The 19,538-nt window shown below is 39.6% G+C and carries 15 protein-coding genes; 14 read left to right on the top strand and 1 reads right to left on the bottom strand.

The window, feature by feature from the left end; all coding sequences use genetic code 11:
- The first annotated feature begins 187 nt into the window (after positions 1 to 187).
- The 4 genes from hemE (at position 188) to hemQ (ending at position 4,709) form a co-directional block, all read left to right on the top strand.
- Positions 188 to 1,231, top strand: a complete 1,044-nt coding sequence (gene hemE, locus DW000_RS06605) for a uroporphyrinogen decarboxylase (RefSeq protein ID WP_004697838.1) — start codon at positions 188 to 190, stop codon at positions 1,229 to 1,231.
- Positions 1,232 to 1,235: 4 nt separating this feature from the next.
- Positions 1,236 to 2,135: a ferrochelatase gene (hemH, locus tag DW000_RS06600; RefSeq protein WP_120055692.1), complete on the top strand. Its 900-nt coding sequence runs from the start codon at positions 1,236 to 1,238 to the stop codon at positions 2,133 to 2,135.
- Positions 2,132 to 3,748 carry a protoporphyrinogen oxidase gene (hemG, locus tag DW000_RS06595; RefSeq protein WP_120055690.1) on the top strand — a complete coding sequence of 539 codons (1,617 nt, stop codon included), beginning with the start codon at positions 2,132 to 2,134 and terminating at the stop codon, positions 3,746 to 3,748. Before hemH ends, hemG begins: the two co-directional genes overlap by 4 nt.
- Positions 3,749 to 3,977: 229 nt before the next feature.
- Positions 3,978 to 4,709: a hydrogen peroxide-dependent heme synthase gene (hemQ, locus tag DW000_RS06590; protein WP_120055688.1), complete on the top strand. Its 732-nt coding sequence runs from the start codon at positions 3,978 to 3,980 to the stop codon at positions 4,707 to 4,709.
- A gap of 312 nt (positions 4,710 to 5,021) precedes the next feature.
- Here hemQ and DW000_RS06585 read toward each other — a convergent pair whose 3' ends face one another.
- Positions 5,022 to 6,359, bottom strand: a complete 1,338-nt coding sequence (locus tag DW000_RS06585) for an MFS transporter (protein ID WP_004697837.1) — start codon at positions 6,357 to 6,359, stop codon at positions 5,022 to 5,024.
- Positions 6,360 to 6,717: 358 nt separating this feature from the next.
- Between DW000_RS06585 and DW000_RS06580 the strand changes: the two genes are divergently transcribed.
- The 10 genes from DW000_RS06580 (at position 6,718) to DW000_RS06535 (ending at position 19,525) form a co-directional block, all read left to right on the top strand.
- Positions 6,718 to 7,404 carry a Crp/Fnr family transcriptional regulator gene (locus tag DW000_RS06580; protein WP_012863813.1) on the top strand — a complete coding sequence of 229 codons (687 nt, stop codon included), beginning with the start codon at positions 6,718 to 6,720 and terminating at the stop codon, positions 7,402 to 7,404.
- 71 nt (positions 7,405 to 7,475) lie between these two features.
- Positions 7,476 to 11,153 (top strand): nitrate reductase subunit alpha, encoded by a 3,678-nt coding sequence (locus tag DW000_RS06575; protein WP_120055686.1) that lies wholly within the window; start codon positions 7,476 to 7,478, stop codon positions 11,151 to 11,153.
- Entirely contained in the window at positions 11,143 to 12,576 is a 1,434-nt protein-coding gene (gene narH, locus DW000_RS06570; protein WP_012863815.1) for a nitrate reductase subunit beta, read from the top strand. Before DW000_RS06575 ends, narH begins: the two co-directional genes overlap by 11 nt.
- Positions 12,569 to 13,093, top strand: coding sequence for a nitrate reductase molybdenum cofactor assembly chaperone (gene narJ, locus DW000_RS06565; RefSeq protein WP_004697895.1), 525 nt, complete (start codon positions 12,569 to 12,571; stop codon positions 13,091 to 13,093). The genes narH and narJ overlap by 8 nt, the downstream gene beginning before the upstream one ends.
- The gene (narI, locus tag DW000_RS06560; protein ID WP_120055684.1) at positions 13,090 to 13,761 is read left to right on the top strand and encodes a respiratory nitrate reductase subunit gamma; all 672 of its coding nucleotides are present in this window, start codon (positions 13,090 to 13,092) and stop codon (positions 13,759 to 13,761) included. Before narJ ends, narI begins: the two co-directional genes overlap by 4 nt.
- Positions 13,762 to 14,092: 331 nt before the next feature.
- Positions 14,093 to 14,695, top strand: a complete 603-nt coding sequence (locus DW000_RS06555) for a hypothetical protein (RefSeq protein WP_120055682.1) — start codon at positions 14,093 to 14,095, stop codon at positions 14,693 to 14,695.
- Positions 14,696 to 14,947: 252 nt separating this feature from the next.
- Positions 14,948 to 16,219 (top strand): putative porin, encoded by a 1,272-nt coding sequence (locus tag DW000_RS06550; protein WP_120055680.1) that lies wholly within the window; start codon positions 14,948 to 14,950, stop codon positions 16,217 to 16,219.
- Between the two features lie 123 nt (positions 16,220 to 16,342).
- Entirely contained in the window at positions 16,343 to 16,948 is a 606-nt protein-coding gene (locus DW000_RS06545) for a hypothetical protein (RefSeq protein ID WP_120055678.1), read from the top strand.
- Between the two features lie 291 nt (positions 16,949 to 17,239).
- Entirely contained in the window at positions 17,240 to 18,436 is a 1,197-nt protein-coding gene (locus tag DW000_RS06540; RefSeq protein ID WP_120055676.1) for an MFS transporter, read from the top strand.
- Positions 18,437 to 18,640: 204 nt separating this feature from the next.
- Positions 18,641 to 19,525: a LysR family transcriptional regulator gene (locus tag DW000_RS06535; RefSeq protein WP_120055674.1), complete on the top strand. Its 885-nt coding sequence runs from the start codon at positions 18,641 to 18,643 to the stop codon at positions 19,523 to 19,525.
- Positions 19,526 to 19,538: the final 13 nt, after the last annotated feature.

Raw genomic sequence — 19,538 nt, 5'->3', positions numbered from 1 at the left:
AGACTTGAATTAAAGACTCAGTCAAATTAAAGTGGTAATGAAATAATAATCCCTGTGGAGGCATATGCTTTCACAGGGATTATTAGGGATTATTAAAGAATAAATAATGTAAGTGATTGTAACTAAAGTAACTGTTTTGGTTACCATAGTGTGTTAGTATACATTTAGAACGAAAGGGGTTGAGTACTTGAACACAGCTTATTTGGACATGATCCAGGGGAAGAACCCTGGTGTGACGCCTGTGTGGTATATGCGACAAGCTGGTCGTAGTCAAGCGGAATACCGCAAAATCAAAGAAAAATATACTTTATTTGAAATTACAAAAGAGCCTGAGCTATGTGCTCGCGTTACGGAATTACCTGTTAAGGAATATGGCGTCGATGCGGCGATTCTCTACAAAGATATTATGAGCCCCATGGTGGCTATGAATGTAAATGTAGAGCTCAAGGCTGGTGTAGGACCTGTGTTTAGCACACCTATCCGCTCTATGGCTGATGTGGATAAATTAGAAACCTTTGATCCTACAAAGGTAGATTATATCGCGAAAACGATTACATTATTAACTTCTGGTATGCTTGACGTGCCTCTCATTGGTTTCTGCGGGGCACCGTTTACTATTGCGTCCTACCTTATCGAGGGGGGCCCAACAAAGAATTACAATAAGACTCGCGGTATGCTCATCGGTGCTCCAGATATGTGGAATGCACTGATGACAAAACTAGCGGACATGTCCATTGCGTACTTGTCCATGCAAGCCGAAGCGGGTGCTAATGCACTTCAAATCTTTGACTCTTGGGTAGGTGCTGTTAATGTAGACCAGTATAAACAAGGAATTTACCCTCATATGGAGCGGATCATAAAGACTGTGAAAGCTCAATATCCTCATTTGCCAATGGCCATGAATGGTGTTGGTACGGATCATTTGGTGTCTATTTGGTCTCACTTGCCTTTAGATGTCATTGCCCTTGATTGGCGTAGTTCCATCGTTATGGCAAACGAGCGTGGCGTAACACAAACGGTACAAGGTAACTTGGATCCGGCGTATTTGTTCGGAGACGAAAAAACATTGGCCCGCGAAGTCGATCGCATCTTGCTCGACGGCGTTCGCTATGGGCGCCATATCTTTAATTTAGGTCATGGCGTATTCCCAGAGGCAGATCCTCAAAAACTCCATTGGCTAACGGACTATGTGCATGAACGTAGTCGTGAGATTTGGGCTCAAGAGAGGTAAATTAGTGAAAGTAGAAAAAAAAGGATTATTATTCCTGTCTTATGGTAGCCCTTTAAGTAAGGATGATTTAGTACCCTATATGACGAGCATTCGTCGTGGCCGTGTACCAACGGAAGCAGAGATTACAAATCTCACTAAGCGTTATGATACAATCGGTCAATGGGAAAATATTGAGCTTCAAACTATGGCAGAGTGCCAATATAAAGCATTGCTTACTCTGTTGCCGACTATGCCTTCCGCTATTGGTTTTTTACACATGAAACCATCCATTGCAGATGCGGTTGACTCCTTAGTCCAGCAAGGAGTGGAGCATATTATCGCTATTGTAACGGCTCCATTCTTCACCGCTCTCGGTACTGGAGCTTATGAAAAACAAGTGCAAGCAGCCATTTCAAACTATGATAATGTGACATTTGACTTTATCCGTTCCTGGTGGGACCAACCAACTTTCAAGGAATACTGGGTAAAAGCACTTTCAGAGTGTGTGCATAATGCTAAAGATGTATTCGTTATTTTTAGTGCGCACAGTATACCTCTTATCAATAATCATGGTGGCGATTCGTATGCGTTAGCTTTAGAGGAAAGTGCTAAAGAGATTGCTGAATATTGTAAATTACCGAATTGGTCTGTGGCATGGCAAAGTGCGGCTCCTCATGGCCAATGGTTGGGCCCTACTGTAGAGGATGCAATCAATGAAGCTTTACAAACTGGTGCTACTCGCATTGCTTTTGTACCATTTGGATTTGTAAGCAATCACGTTGAGGTACTGTACGATAATGATGTGGAGTGTAAAGAACTCGTTGAAGCAAAGGGCGCAACATATATGCGTGCACCCATGCCAAATTGTAATGAAACATTTTTACAAGCAATGGCGAGTGCAATAATAGAAAGGATTCATTCGTGAACGTAACAATTGTGGGCGGTGGCTTAACAGGGCTAACAGCGGCTTATTATCTAGGTCATGCAAAGCCGGAATGGACCATTACTCTTTACGAACAAGCACCACGATTTGGTGGGAAAATACAAACGCAACGTGTGGATGACTTCGTAGTGGAACTCGGTCCTGACTCCTATTTGGGTCGTAAAACCGAAATGACAGATCTCGTGCATGATCTTGGACTAGGTGATACCCTTGTGTCTAATGAAACAGGTCAAGCCTTTGTATATGATAAGGGCTCTATCCACCCAATTCCAGGCGGTTCCATCATGGGCATTCCTACGGAAATGATGCCCTTTGTGAAAGCAACGCTCATTTCCTGGCCTGGTAAATTGCGTGCAGGCTTAGATTATTTTAAGAAACCATACCAACTCGATGAAAATGGGGATGTATCCATTGGTCATTTCTTCAAATACCACTTAGGACAAGAAATGATGGATAAACTCATCGAGCCCCTATTAGCTGGCATCTATGGTGGCGATATTTATAAAATTAGCCTATTGTCGACATTCCCTCATTTTATTCAAGTAGAACAAAAATATGGGAACATGGTAAAAGGTATGATGGCCGCTAAGATGAGTCACTCCAAAGCAGGTGTCTCTAAGGCCGCCAAAGGGGCTGTTACTGAAGGTGATGTCCCTCGAGCTGGTAAAGGCACTATGACGGACCGTCAATTTGAAAGTCACGAAGCTAAGACTAGTCAAGATACTTCTGCTGGTAATAGTGTAAACAATTCTAGTCAAATGACAAAGACTAGTTCTAATCATCAGTCTGCTAAGACACAAGCGGATATGGAAAGTCGAAAGGGTACTGCTGCTCAATCTGGCATGTTCCGTCAATTGACAGGTGGACTTGAAAGCGTGATTACTGCTATTGTCAAGGCTATGCCTAGTAATGTACACTTGCATACAGGTGCGCTAGTTTCTGATATTCGATATATTGATGGTGTATATGCAATCGATGTAGTGAAGTCGTGTAACGATTCTTGTGGCTGTCAATCTACGGCAGACCATGTGATTATCACTACACCGCCGGCAACATATACTCAATGGTTCAAGGATGATGCGGGTTTTGATTTCTTGCGTTCCATGGAGCAATCTAGTTGCGCCATTGCTATCATGTCTTTTGATAAAAGCACCTTTGATGGTGATTTAAAGGGATCAGGTCTTCTCATTACTCGTAACACGAATACACCTCTCACAGCGTGTACCATTCTTAATCAAAAATGGCCACAAACTACGCCTGATGATAAGGTAGTGTTGCGCGTCTTCATCGGTAAGCCTGGTAATGATGTGGTAGAACGACTCAGCGAAGAGGAACTTTCAGAATTGGCAGTCAAAGAAATTCAACATATCATGGGTTTTTCTGTCAAACCTGAATGGGTACGTATCAATCGTCTCATTCACTGCATGCCGCAATATAATGTAGGCCATCGTGCAGGGATTAAAGCAGTCCGTGAACATGTGGCGGAACATTATCCAAATTTACACCTCATCGGTACGCCATTTGATGGCATTGGTATTCCTGATGGTGTAAAACAAGCAAAAGAACTCGTAGAAAAACTTGTGAATGACAAGTAAGATAGTGACTTGCTTAAAAGAGTTAGTATAGTATTAAGCGACATAGGATTATCTCAGCCTAAAGGCAGTAATTTAGTCTTAACTAAAGAATATACTAATAAAAAATCTCAATAGAAACTAAATTGAAAAGACTCTATATGCTATAATAGTAAGTGGAGTCTTTTGATTTCCGTAATTATAGATATACATTATTATTTTGATATAATCACCATAGATAGGAGTGATCATAATGGGAAAAGCAATCCCTACAGTAGAAGGTTGGCATAGCCAACACATGGTATTTGCCATGGATTTCAGCGCATGGAACTGCTTCACAGAGGATGAAAAAGCAGCAGCGCGCAATGAATTAAAAGCATTCTTAGTCGACCTTGAAGCTAAACATCAAGCTAAAGAAGGTAGCTATGCATTCTATGATTGTAATGGAGCAAAAGGGGATTTAATCTTATGGATTCTCGGTCCATCCCTTGAATACTTGGCTCAAGTAGAACGTAAATTCCGTCGTTTAGCTATTGCAAGCGTGTTGGTGCAAACTTATTCTTATACTTCTGTAACAGAAGTAAGCACCTATGTTAAGGCCAAGTTAGATACAGAGGAAGTTAACCAAAAATTATATCCTCATGTACCTCGCGATAAATATATCTGTTTTTATAATATGAGTAAAAAACGCGAAGGTGATGACAATTGGTTCATGTTACCACCGCAAGAGCGCGGTGCTTTGATGAAAGCTCACGGTGAACTTGGTAAAACATACTTGGATGTATTATCTGAATTCACTACTGGTGGCTGTGGTCTAGACGACTGGGAATGGGGCATTACCATTTTCAGCAACGACGACATCCAATTCAAAAAAATCGTATACGATATGCGCTTTGAAGTAGCCAGTGCAAAATATGGTATCTTCAGCGACTTCTATGTTGGTACCATCATCGACGACGCACTACTAGAAGAAATCTTTGGATAATAAAAGGGACTGCTTGGCAGTCCCTTTTTTCTCCCCTCAAAATGAAGGCTATAATTTTGAATAAAAAATTTTTGTATTCTTTTTTACTGTACTGCGTAAAATATAATTCACTATGTCTGAGTATCTTATTTATAACTATATTTTTATAAAAGAGAACCCCGCATCTATCTGACTTACGAGGTCAAGGCCCTAGGCCGCAGACCTGATAAGTATGGAGGAAAGATGCGGGGTTTCTTTTATCACTTAGTATAGAAAAGTGAATTATATTTTGTAGTACCGTCGAGTGAACGTAAATTTTCTGTTTCCAGAAAATTATACGTTCATATTTGCACCTTTACGCACATAGAACCAGTAGCACACAGATACAGTTACAAGGTTGAACGCAAGTAATACAGCAAAGGCTGGGTGAATATTGCCGAACATGGAATATACAAAGCCGAAGATTTTAGGAGTAATGAAGGCACCATATGCAGCTACAGCGGCTACGAAACCTGTAATTAAAGAGGAGAGCAATGGATTGCCAAATACGTGTGGAATCATACGGAATGTTGCGCCGGTAGCAAAACCACAGCATACAAAGGTTAATACGGACATTGCAAAGAAGAATGGGAAGTTGTGCATATCTACACCAACTGCAATTAATGCGGTTGATGCACATAATCCGATAAGACTAATAAAGGTAACTTTTGTACCACTATTGATTTTATCTGCTAACCAACCACCCACAGGACGAAGGGCACCTGCTACGAGTGGACCTACAAATGCGATAGAAGCAAATGGAATTTCAGGGAATTCTTTGCCTACTAATAGACCAAGTGCTGCTGCGTAACCAGAGAATGCACCGAAAGAACATGTATAGAGCAATGTTAACGCCCATGTGTGCTTGTTACCAAAGATTTGTACGAGGTTTTTAGGATTTGGTTTTTCTAGAGGTAGGTTATCCATGAAGCGAGTCATCAATGCAAGGATAACAACAAGAGGTACAACCCACATGAAAGCTGCATTAGCTAGATATACTGCGTTGCCCTTAATAATTGTTGGCGTTACACCAAATACACTACCTAAAGCCGCAGATCCCATAGCAAATGGAGCTAGGAAGTAGATTACAGAAATGCCAAGATTACCAACTCCACCGTTGATACCAAGAGCTGTGCCTTTTTCAGATTTAGGGAAGAAGTTACCAATGTATGCCATAGAGGATGAGAAGTTGGCACCTGCTAAACCGATAAGGGCTGTTAAAATCATAAATGTCGCATAAGAAGTTGTTGTATCTTGTACAGCAAAGCCGAGCCACACAACAGGAACTAATAAGATAATTGTGGAAATAAATGTCCAGTTTTTACCGCCTAACAGTGCTGGCATGTATGTGTATACAAATCGCAATGTGGCACCTACTAGGCCTGGTAAGGCAGCCAATGTAAATAATTGATCAGTAGTAAAGTTAAATCCAGCGCTATTTAGCTGAGCCGCAATGGTTGCCCATAAGTACCAAACACAGAATGAAAGTGTTAAGGCAATAGTGGATATAACGAGGTTTTGTTTAGCAATTTTTTTGCCAAACTTTTCCCAAAATTCCGGATTCTCCGGTTGCCAATTAGCCACGATTTCGCTGCGGCTTGCACCTACTTGAGGCATTTTTAGTTCGTTCATTTTGAACTTCTCCTTACTGTAACAACTATACACGTAGACAAGAAAAATATATAAGATTATATATAATATATATATATAATAGTAAAATCTAAAGAATTTCCATAGAAAGCATTCGATTTACTTACAAAACTGCGTTATAATTATTGTAGCATTAATATTTTTCAATGTCTTACATCACAGATATATTATATAGTGTAATTTTTTTTGTGAATGTGATGTAAAACACACATATTCTGAAATTAATAAGTTATAATAATCATATATATACGAAAAAGTATATAGTATACGTACTTTTACTATAAATAGATTAGTATAACTAATGGATTTTGTTATAAAAGTACTGTGGAGTGATAATGGTATGGATCAAAAATTAATTAACCAATTGCTTGCTTTGCCGGGTGAGGAACTACATCTTAAAAAAGGTGATTTTCTCTTCCGTGAGGGGGACAAGGCAGAATACTTTTACGTAGTAGTAAAAGGTAGAATGAGCATTAAGAAGTTCGAAGCTAGCGGGCACATTTTTGCGTTGCGTTTAGTAGGGCCGAATAATGTAATTGGTGAGGTTCCGTTGTATGAGGAGAACACTAGAACATATGTGTTCAACGCCATTGCTCGGGAGGATTGCTCTGTTTATTGTATACGCTATGATGTGTTGGAAGGGGCTATTGCAAAAGACCATTCATTGGCTATTGCAATGATGAAAATCTACACTTTACATATGCGTCGTCAACAGGCAAAATACCGGGACTTGCTACTTTACGGCAAGAAGGGAGCATTCTATTCTACCTTGTTGCGCTTAGCCAATAGTTATGGTGTAAAGCGCGAGGATGGTATCTTTATTGATATTGCCCTAACAAATCAAGAATTGGCTGAGTTTGCTGCCACATCAAGAGAAAGTTTAAATCGCATGTTAAGTGAGTTACGTAAGTTAGGCTATGTAGCCTATGACAAACACCATCTAGTAATCTGTGATTTTGACGCTTTAATCGGATTACTTGATTTAGAGGTTGATAGTATTGACCCTAATATTAGTAATATCGAATAACAGGATTTTCTCCCTTGTGTTAGCACATCTAGCACAAGGGATTTTTTTGTAGTTTTGAAGGAGGACATGAGATGAGCTTGTTGTCTCAAAAGTTTAAGTTTCTTCGCAAGAAGGAAGTATCTCCAAACGGCCATCAAATCACAGAAGATGGAGGTCGTGAATGGGAAAATTATTATCGTGACCGTTGGTCTTACGATAAAGTTGTCCGCACAACGCATGGCGTAAACTGTACTGGTTCTTGTAGCTGGAATATTTATGTCAAAAACGGTGTTGTAGCCTGGGAAAATCAAGCAATTGACTACCCTGAAACACCAGATGATATGCCAGATTATGAACCACGTGGGTGCCCTCGTGGTGCAACATTCTCTTGGTATCTTTATAGCCCTTTGCGCGTAAAATATCCTTATGTACGTGGCGAATTGGTCGAGCTTTGGAGAGAAGCGAAGAAGCATGCTAAGAATCCAATCGAAGCTTGGAAATCTATCGTAGAAGATCCTGAAAAAGCGAAAAAATATAAGTCAGCCCGTGGTATGGGTGGCTTTGTGCGCTCCACATGGGATGAAGCAACAGAAATTACTGCAGCATCCTTACTATATACAGCAAAAACATATGGCCCTGACCGCAACGCAGGCTTCTCTGTAATTCCTGCGATGTCCATGTTGTCCTATGCAGCAGGGGCTCGTTTCCTTAACTTGATGGGTGGCACACCATTGTCCTTCTATGACTGGTATGCCGATTTGCCACCTTCCAGCCCTCAAGTTTGGGGTGAACAAACTGATACACCTGAATCTGGTGACTGGTATAATGCTGGTTACATCATGACGTGGGGTTCTAACGTACCGTTGACCCGTACGCCAGATGCTCACTTCTTGACAGAGGTTCGTTATAAAGGTACTAAAGTAGTATCCGTGTCTCCTGACTATGCGGAATCTACAACTTCTTCCGATGCATGGCTCAATGTAAAAGCTGGTACCGATGCGGCTCTTGCAATGGCAATGGGTCACGTTATCCTAAAAGAATATTACATCGACAAAGAAACTCCATACTTCAAAGAGTATGCAAAAGAGTTCACAGATATGCCATTCCTTGTACGCGTTGAAGATATCAACGGCACAGTTCAACCAGGCCGTTTCTTGAATGCTAAGGACTTAGGTCGCCAAGAGGAAGGCGCTGACTTCCAAATGGTATTGATTGATGAATTAACAAATGAAATCGTTGTACCTAATGGTACAATGGGTGAACGTCACACGAACCCACAAAAATGGAATTTACGACTTGAAAATCGCGACACAGGAGCTAAAATTGATCCTCGCTTATCCGTGTTTGATCAACGGGAAGATGTGACGATTGTTAAATTGCCGTACTTTGGTGATGAAGAGCACGAAGGTGTTATTGAACGTGCTATTCCTACTATTACGGTACAAACTGCAGATGGTCCTGTGAAAGTAACTACAGTGTATGACCTCATTCTTGCTAACTACGGTATTGACCGTGGTATCGGTGGTGAAGTGGCTACAAGCTATACTGATGACACTCCATACACACCTACATGGCAAGAAAAAATCACTGGCGTAAAAGCGGACATTGCTATTGCTACAGCACGTGAATTTGCAGATAATGCTGAAAAAACGAAAGGTCGTTCCATGATTATCATGGGCGGTGGTATCAACCACTGGTACCATGCCGATGTTATTTACCGTACTATTTTGAACCTTATCATGTTCTGTGGTACAGAAGGCGTTAACGGCGGTGGTTGGGCCCACTACGTAGGTCAAGAAAAGCTTCGTCCTGTTGAAGGTTGGGGTGGTATCATGACTGCCAATGACTGGAGTAAGGCTCCTCGTTTGCAAAATGGTACATCTTGGTTCTACTTTGCTACAGAACAATATCGTTCTGACTGCATCGACTTGGCAGACCGCGTATCTAAATTGGCTAAACCTCGCTATCGCCATCCTGGGGATTACAACGTCTTAGCAGCTCGTTTAGGTTGGTTGCCATCCTATCCTACTTTCAATAAAGGTAGCCAAGAATTGATTAATGATGCTCGTGCAGCCGGTGCTAGTACAGAAGCGGAAATCAACCAATATGTGGCACAAGCCTTGAAAAATAAAGATTTACAATTCTGTGTAGAGGATCCAGCAGCTAAAGAAAACCATCCACGTAACTTGTTTGTATGGCGTGCGAACCTTATCGGTTCTTCTTCTAAAGGCCACGAATACTTCTTGAAACATTTATTAGGCACAAAAAATGCCGTATTGGAAGATGATGATGCTCCTACACGCCCAGAAGAAATTAAATGGCGTGAAGCAGATGGTGCGGGTAAGCTTGATCTCTTAATTGATATCGACTTCCGTATGGCGTCTACAGGTTTATATTCTGATATCGTGTTCCCCGCAGCTACATGGTATGAAAAAGAAGACTTGTCTTCTACGGACATGCATCCATATGTACATGTATTCCAAGCAGCTGTTGATTGCGCATGGGAAACTAAATCCGACTGGGATACATTCCGCACTCTTGCAGAAACAGTATCTCGCGTAGCAAAAGAATCTGGCTTTACAGAATATGAAGATATTGTAGCTACTCCACTTGGCCATGATAGCCCAGGCGAAGTAGCGCAACCAGAAGGTAAAGTTCTTGATTGGAGTAAAGGCGAATGTGAACCAATCCCTGGTAAAACAATGCCGAACCTCGTTCATGTAAAACGCGATTACAGTCAAATCTTTGAAAAATACATTGCTTTAGGACCTAATATCGAAAATAAAATGGGTGCTCACGGTTTGGCGTGGGATGTATCTGACGAATATCAAACATTGTATGGTCAAAATGGTACGATTGATAATCCAGACTTCATTTCTCATGGCCGTCCAAGCATTTACGAATGTAAGGAAGCTTGTAATGTTGTATTAACATTATCTTCTTGTACAAATGGTAAATTAGCGGTTCGTTCTTGGAAAGCGATGGAAGAAAAAACAGGTCTTTCTGGGCTTGAAAAGAATGCAAAAGGTCGCGAACAAGAAAAGATTACTTTCGATGACATGGTTCGTCAACCACGCTTTATCATTAGCTCTGTAACAAGTACAGGTAAGAACGATAAAAACCGTCGTTATTCCCCATTTACAACATCTACAGAAGATAAGGTACCATTCCGTACTGTAACAGGTCGTCAATCGTTCTATTGTGATCATGAAATGATGCGCGACTATGGCGAAGCTATGGCATTGTACAAACCTGTATTGTCATATAAACCAGTACAAGGTGATTATAAACAAGAAGGTATTCCAGAAATTACGTTGAAATACTTAACACCACATAATAAGTGGTCTACACATAGTATGTACTTTGATAGCCAACAAATGTTAACATTATTCCGCGGAGGCCAAACAATTTGGCTTAACGAAGATGATGCAGCAGAAATTGGTGTTCAAGATAATGACTGGGTAGAAGCTTTCAATAAAAATGGTGTAGTTGCAGCTCGTGCAGTTGTATCTCCACGTATTCCTCGTGGCATTTCTTATATGCATCACTCCCAAGACCGTCACATCAACGTTCCTGGTACGCAAGTTAAGAAAGATCGTCGCGGTGGTACACACAATGCGCCAACACATATTCACATGAAGCCGACACACATGATCGGCGGTTATGGTCAATTGAGCTATGGCTTTAACTACTATGGCCCAACTGGTAACCAACGTGATATGACAATTGTGGCTCGTAAATTGAAGGAGGTGGATTGGCTTGAAGATTAAAGCTCAAGTATCCATGGTCCTAAATTTGGACAAGTGTTTAGGCTGTCATACATGCTCTATTACTTGTAAAAATACATGGACGAACCGCGAAGGCGCGGAATATATGTACTTTAATAACGTGGAAACCCGCCCTGGCGTAGGTTACCCACGTAATTGGGAAAACCAAGAGAAATGGAAGGGTGGCTGGACTCTCGATAAAAGCGGTAATTTGGCGCTTTCCACAGGCTCTAAAGGCTCTCGATTGATGAAGTTGTTCTATCATCCAGAACAACCAGAAATTACGGATTACTTTGAACCTTGGACATACGATTATGAAACATTGATTCATACCGGTCGTAAAAATAATCAACCTGTAGCACGTCCTCGTTCTTTGTTAACAAAGCAAAAAATGGAAGTAACATGGGGCCCTAACTGGGATGATGATTTGGCTGGTGGTCATCATGCACGGGAAGATGTGAACTTGGCTAAGATGGGTGATGATATCGTATTTGACTACGAAGAAGTATTCATGCGTTATTTACCACGTCTTTGTAACCACTGTTTGAATCCTGCATGTGTAGCAGCATGCCCATCCGGTGCTATCTACAAGCGTGATGAAGATGGTGTTGTACTTGTTTCTCAAGATGTATGCCGCGGTTGGAGACATTGCGTTCCATCTTGCCCATACAAAAAAATCTTCTATAACTGGGAAACGAATAAAGCTGAAAAATGTGTATTCTGTTATCCTCGTTTGGAAAATGGTCTGCCTCAAATATGCGCTGAAACATGTGTAGGTCGTATGCGCTATGTTGGTGTAGTCTTATACGATATGGACAAAGTTCAAGAAATGGCAGCTACGAAGGATGAACAAGACATCTACCAAAATACAGTAGATTTAATCTTGGACCCTAATGATCCAGAGGTTATTAAAGCCGCTCGCGAAGCAGGTATCTCTGAAGCATTCTTGAAAGCAGCTAAAAAATCTCCTGTTTACAAGCTTGTAAAAGAATGGGGCGTTGCATTGCCATTGCATCCAGAGTATCGCACATTGCCAATGGTTTGGTATGTGCCACCGCTCAGCCCAATTTTACAACGTGTTACATCTGATGTATACTTGCCAGATGCACATGAAATGCGCGTGCCTGTACAATACTTAGCTAATATGTTTACTGCTGGTAATACAGATATTTTAGCTCGTGTATTACAACGCATTCTCGATATGCGTGAATACATGCGTCGCCGTGAAACAGGTGATGAAGCAATCGCTCATGAAGTAGATCTTACAGAAGAGCAAATGTATGCTATGTACAAATTGTTAGCCTTGTCTAAATATAATGATCGTTTTGTTATCCCATCCGATGTTAATGTATCTCGCGAAGGTCGCTTAGAAATGCAACACAATCGTGGTTTTGCATGCCCGACAGGGGGTTGCCATAATGGATGATGCACAAAAAATAGCTCTCATTGCTTCTTTTTTGCTTCGGTATCCAGATGAATCTTGGTACAATGAACTTGGTGAATGGAAAGAGGATACTCGCTCTGTTGAGCATCCTCAACTTCGCCAAGGATTGTTAGAGTTCTTTGATTACATTGAAGAAACGGATCGTAAGGCCTTTGAAGACCAATACGTACGTATCTTTGACTTCAGTCGTAATACAACAATGTACTTATCAACTTATGAATTGCAAGGTACAGGGGAACAAGCAGAGGAACTCGTTAAATATAAAGCCTTCTTCCTAGAAAATGGCTATGATTTACCAAAGGAGATGCCTGACTATATTCCAGCTATTCTAGAGTTATGCGCTGTTATCGAACCTGAAAAGGCTCGTGAAGTGTATGATTATTGTAAACCAAAGCTAGAATATATTAGGGATCGATTGATCGAAGCAAAACTGACCTATGCATTCTTATTTGATATCATATTGTCGGTTGCAAATGGATTGGAGGACGGTGCACGATGAATCTATTTTTATGGGGCGCTTTGCCATATATTGCGTTTACCTTCTTAATCGTAGGCACACTTGTTCGTTTCTTCTACTTTGAAAGAAACTGGACTACAAAATCAAGTGAATTTTTAGAGAAAAAACAATTACGTATTGCCAATCCATTGTTCCACTTTGGTTTGCTATGCGTTATCGGCGGTCACGTAGTAGGTGTATTAGTACCTAAAGCTTGGACTGCAGCTTTGGGTATCAATGACCATATGTACCATGAAGGTGCATTATATATGGGTGCTGTAGCGGGTATCATCTTCATCGTTGGTTTCTTGCTCTTGATGAAACGTCGCTTTACTGTACCTGCTATGAAAGTAAATACATCTGGCCTTGATAAATGGTTATATTTATTCTTAACATTAGCTATCTTTAGTGGTATGGCTGGTACATTGCTTAATGCATCTGGCTTCTTTGACTACCGTGTATCCATCGGCCCATGGTTCCGTAGCTTACTATCCTTTATGCCTGATCCATCCTTGATGGAAGGCGTACCATTCATGTTTAAATTCCACATGTTGGCATGGATGGTGGTTGCTATTATCTTCCCATTCAGCCGTTTGGTACACTGCTTGAGTGTTCCACTCAACTACTTAACACGTCCGTTCATTGTATATCGTAAACGAGATGAAAAATAATTAGGATAATGATTGATTTGCATGCTCTTTATAATATGACAAATTAATCCTTTGCCCCTTGTATTGGTGAAAGCTTATGCTGACTAGTACAAGGGGCTTTTTGTTTGAGTATGTTATTTTTTTGTTCTAAGCTAAATCAAAATACTAATGATAATATATGGGGGTGCTGTATATAGTATTATAATTAAAGTCGAATAGTATTCTAATTTAGAATTATTCTTATAATAAATGCTATTTATCTAATATAAGTAATCTACAGATTTCGATTTAAATGATAAAATATATTAAGTAAATTAGATATTTTATAGGTATTATTTTAGAGAGGTTTACAATGAATCAAGTGGAAACGAAACAGTATAAGAGTATTTACCATATCTTTATATGGATTGCTGTATTTTCTTTAATTATGATCGGTTTACTAGAGTGGGGCTATATCGTGGGTGGTCGTGCCTTTGGTAACTATAAAGTCTATACAGGTCTTGTACCTTGGTGTGCATGGATTGTTATGACTTATTTGGCAACTAGACCTAAATGGTTTACAAGCCGTTATAATTTGGGTGAAATGTTCAAGATTCACCGTGCACTAGGTATTGCATCTGTAGCTGTTATTGGGTTTCATTTATATCTCTATTTTGGTAAAGCAGCTAAATCCATCCTCGGTTGGTGGGGTGGCTATGTGGCACTTACTTCCTTTGGTATTGGCACAATTTCTGGCCTTGCGTTCTTAACTCCAAAACTTAGAAAAGTTACAGCTTCTGGTCGTAATGTGGGCATTTGGCTTCATCGCTTAAATCTTGTAGCATTAGTTGCTGCAGATATCCATATTCATGGTTTTAATCGTATTTCCAAAATGGTACCATTCTTACAAGTATTTGATATTATCACGTACGGCCTTGTTATCTACTGTATCTACTTGATGTTTAAAAAGAGATAATAAGATACATACAAATCCCTTCTGTGTTAAACAGAAGGGATTTTCTCGTTATATTTTTATTATTTAGGAAATTAAATAGGGCATATTATTAGTCAAAGGTATATATAATTGTGAGATTGATATACATTTTCTCTTTACTCAATTAATGAAAGTTGTTATTATCTTTATGTTACATGTGATAATGATAATGAACTTCATATATTCATTGTCTACTCATTTTATTCTTTCTTATTTTATTGTGTGAGGTTTATCATGATTAAACGTAAAATGACTAGTGCTTTTGCAGTAGCAGCCATGATGGGTGTGGCTACAGCCTTTGCTGTTAACCCATTTTCCGATGTTCCGTCCGATAGCTGGGCTTATCAAGCTGTAGATCAATTAGCTACAGCGGGTATTATCAATGGTTATCCAGATGGTACTTTCAAAGGTCAAAATAACATTACTCGTTATGAAATGGCCCAAATGATTGCAAAAGGTATGGCTAACCAAGACCGTGCTAATGCAGAACAACAAGCTATGTTGAATCGCTTAGCTGATGAGTTTTCCAATGAATTGAATACACTCGGTGTGCGTGTAGCTAAATTGGAAGATCAAGTAGGCAATGTCAAAGTTACTGGTGATGCTCGTATCAATTATATCGGTAAAGAGGGTATCGATGGTTATGATTACGAAGATAAAATCACAGCTCGTGTACGTTTAGGTCTTGATGCAAAGGTTAATAAAAATACATCTGTTAAAGCACGTATTACAACAGGCTCTATTGAACTAGGTGATAGCTCTAAAGAGGCACAAGCTAATTGGGATTTAGCATATGTAGAGCACAAATTCGGTAAAAATGTTGTGGTCGATGCGGGTCGCTATACTCAAAAATTTGGTGGTGGCTTGATTTATAGCTCTAACTTTGATGGGGTAGGCGCTACAGCTAAGCTTGGTGATAAAGTTACATTAAATGGCGCTTATGGTTACATGACAGCAGGTCGTTTTGCTAAGACTAGTAAAGCTGATAATGGTGATGTAGGTCTTATCAATGCTAATGTAGCTGTTAATGATCGCTTTGGTTTTGGTGGTATGTTTGCTCATGTAGGTACAACGAATGTACGTATGGGTAATGGCAAGAAAAATAACGAATTCGATAATGTATATGGATTTAATGCTAAGTATAATATTGGTAAATTTGGTATTGATGGTGAGTGGGTAAAAGCATCTGGCTTGAGTGATTCCGATATTTGGAACGTTGGCGTTAAATGGGGCGACTATAAAATTAATAAGAAGAACTCTTGGGCTATCCGATTAGATTACTTTGATCAAGCTAAGAATGCACCTGTATTTAAAACACAAAAATATGAATCTAATGATTTATTAAAGAAAACACGGTATGAAGGTTATAAAGCATGGCAATTAGGTGCATCCTACGCACCAGAGAAAAATATCGGCATTAATGCATACTACGGTTTCAATGCTAAAACACAAGAGGGTAATCGCGTAAATGATTACTATCGTGCGGATCTTAACTTTAAATTCTAATTTAATCAGTAATTAGTTCTAAGTAGAATGCTATAGGGTGAGAGTGTTTTATTAGCATGCTACATTAGGCCAAACTAGATGTATAGTTGTAGATTGTATATATAAGACATAGAGAGGTTTATTATGGCAGAAGTTGTAAAAAAACAGTTTAAGAGTAAATACCATATTTTAATTTGGATTGCAGTTTTATCCTTAATATTTATGGGGATGGTGGAATATGGTTATGTAACAGGTGGTAGACCATTCGGCAATTGGAAGGTTCACTTAGGCCTTATTCCTTATGTGGCATGGCTTGTATTAACATACATTGCAACAAAACCAAAATGGTTTATCAAACGATACAATCCAAAAGAAATGTTTGAAATTCATCGCATCGTAGGTATTGTTAGTGTGGTTCTCGTATGTGCACACTGGTATGTATACTTTTTGAAAGCTTTGAAATCCTTCTTAGGCTTCTGGGGAGGTTATATCTCCCTTGTGGCTATGTTTATTGCTCTTATCTTTGCGGTATTATACTTAACACCTTGGATAGGGAATATGGCAAAATCTGTATCTCGTAAAAAAGCAATCTGGATTCATCGCTTGAATCTTGTTGCTATTATTGCGGCAAATATCCATGTTCATGGATTTGGACGTTTATCTAAAATGGTGCCATTCTTACCTGTATTTGACGTAGTGACTTATGCGCTTGTTATTTACTATATTTATTGGATGTTCAAACAAAAATAATATATCGTAGGCATCTCTTTCTTTGGTAAAAGTAGGAGAATCACACGATAAAAAAGACCATCGCTGACCCTTATGGGTATAAGCGATGGTCTTTTTAGGTTGTTTGCGATACAATAGAATTATAAGTATATATTCTATGGATTTATGTAAATATATGCTGTTGCATTCTTTTGAGGTAAGAATAAAAATCTGTTCTATAAACATTTCTTTTGTATTATAGTATTCTTTAGCTCATATCGATATGTATATTACTACCTTTATAGGTAATTTCAAATAAGAAAGAAGGATATTATGGATTCTTCTTGGAAACGAATTATATACCTAATCTGTACTATACAGGTTGGTGGGGGTATAACAATTATCGGTGTATTATCCTTCCTTCCGTTATTTTTAGCTGAGCTAGGCCTGCATGATCCAGGGGAAGCGGCCATGTGGGCAGGTCTTGTATCAGGTGTAACGCCTTGTATGGTGGCACTGAGTGCTCCCTATTGGTCGCGTAAGGCAAATCAGCTTGGTCCACGTAAGGTAATGATGTTCATCTTGTTTACCCTGATGGTGACTGTTGGCGCCTGTGCTTTTACACAAACACCATGGCAGTTATTGATGTTACGTATCTTGCAAGGTGTGGTAGGGGGCTATGTTCCAATAGGATTGGCTATTATTATTCTCGTAACTCCTGAGGATAAGGTACCTTGGGCAATGGGTTTATATCAAGCCTCCATGGTTATGGGTCTCGTATTTGGACCACTCATGGGTGGTTTGGCGGCGGACTTATTAGGTTATCGCGCACCATTTATTATGTTCTCAGCCTTAACAGGGCTTTGTATGTTAGGGATTTATCTATTCATGCCTAATCTACAGTTTGAGCATAAGGTAGATGCTAGAGAGTCGCAGCTGTCTCTAATTAAATCCTTTTTGGTCATACCTCGTGTTCGCCTCTTGGTAGGGCTATTGTTTCTATGTAATTTTGGTATTACCGGTATTGGCCCCATTTTACCACTATACATTAAGCACTATATGCATATGAATGATGAGTTTGTAGCCACTATTGTTGGTATAATCATCTTTGGCGCCGGTTTGTTTAGTGCTTTAGCTTCAATCTCCATTGGCAAGATAACAGAACGTTTAACCATGCCTCGTATTGTTTTTACTGCTACATGGGCTGTAGGGACTTTGTTTATACTTCAATATATAATGCCTAGCATATGGGGACTTGGTATATTCCGTGCCATTGCAGGATTCTTCATGGGCTTTATTACACCGATTGCGAATACGCTCATATCCAAGGCTGTTCCTATTGAGCGCCGAGGTATCGTGTTTGGTGCAGTGTCCAGTGTAGCCATGATGGGAAATGTATTGGGGCCTGTCCTTAGTGGCATGATTGCTCGTGCCTTTGGGTACGGGGCAGTATTTTGGTCTACAGCAGCTATATTCTTTGTAGCGGCACTGTTTATTTATCGTAGTTTAGTTATTCCCAGTGAAAGTTAATCATCATAGCTGATCTGCTTTCACCGTTTTAGACATAGTTAAATATATTTAGTACTATGTAGAGAATCGATAGATACTATAGATTCTATGTAAGATACTATGTAGAGAAAACGTATAGCAAACTCCAATATGGGGCTGTATGTTGCGAAATGTTTCAAAGGTATTGATTTGTCTAATCCGTAAGAGAGATGAGAGTGCATCGTTATGTTATTAAAACAATTAGAGTATTTTGTATGTGTAGTAGATAATAATAGTTTTACACAAGCTGCAACAGAGCAATATGTATCTCAATCTGCTATATCTCAGCAAATCAAAGCTCTTGAAAATAGCCTTGGTGTTGAATTAATGGTTCGAGAGAAACGAAGTTTTTATCTAACACCAGCAGGACAATATTTATATCGATCTGGTAAGAAGTTATTAGAACGGTTCCATGATATTAAGGTAGAAACGACGCGCATTGGTACAGATGCACGGGTGAGTTTGCGCATTGGCTATTTGAACCGTTATAGTGGGATTGCTATGCAGCAAACTGTGATTCGCATGGCAAAGCGTTATAAAAATTTAGATATTCGTATGTACAGCGGCAGTCATGAAGAGCTATATGGCATGCTCAGCGATCGTCGTGTAGATGTAGTATTTAATGATCAATGGCAAATTTTGTCTGATGATTTTGAAAGTCATTTAATTGATAAAGCCACTACATTTATAGAGGTACCACAAGGATATACTAATGAAGATTGTGTAGAACTAAAGCATATCGATGATTTACCACTTATTTTATTGTGTCGCGGGAAATATACCTTGTCTGAAGAGGAACACTATCGTAAGGCCATAGGTTATAATGGTGCCTTCGCTTATGCTCGTACGTTAGAAGAAGCACGATACCTGGTTGCAGGGCAGCAAGGGCTATTACTATTAGATTGTTTTAAATACTTAACAGATCCTATGCCAGGTATCGAACGTAAGGTGTTGACGAATCATAGTAAACCTATGGAACGCCACTACTACTTTATATCGCAACGAAATCAAAATAATTCGTATATTGTAGCTCTTAGAGATATGTTCCGGCAGGTACTTGAAGAATTATAAATGAGATTATAAA

The sequence above is a fragment of the Veillonella sp. AF36-20BH genome (assembly GCF_003602765.1).
Classification (GTDB): Bacteria; Bacillota; Negativicutes; order Veillonellales; family Veillonellaceae; genus Veillonella; species Veillonella hominis.
The sequence above is the reverse complement of the archived record's forward strand: the minus strand, read 5'-3'. Positions and strand labels throughout refer to the sequence as shown.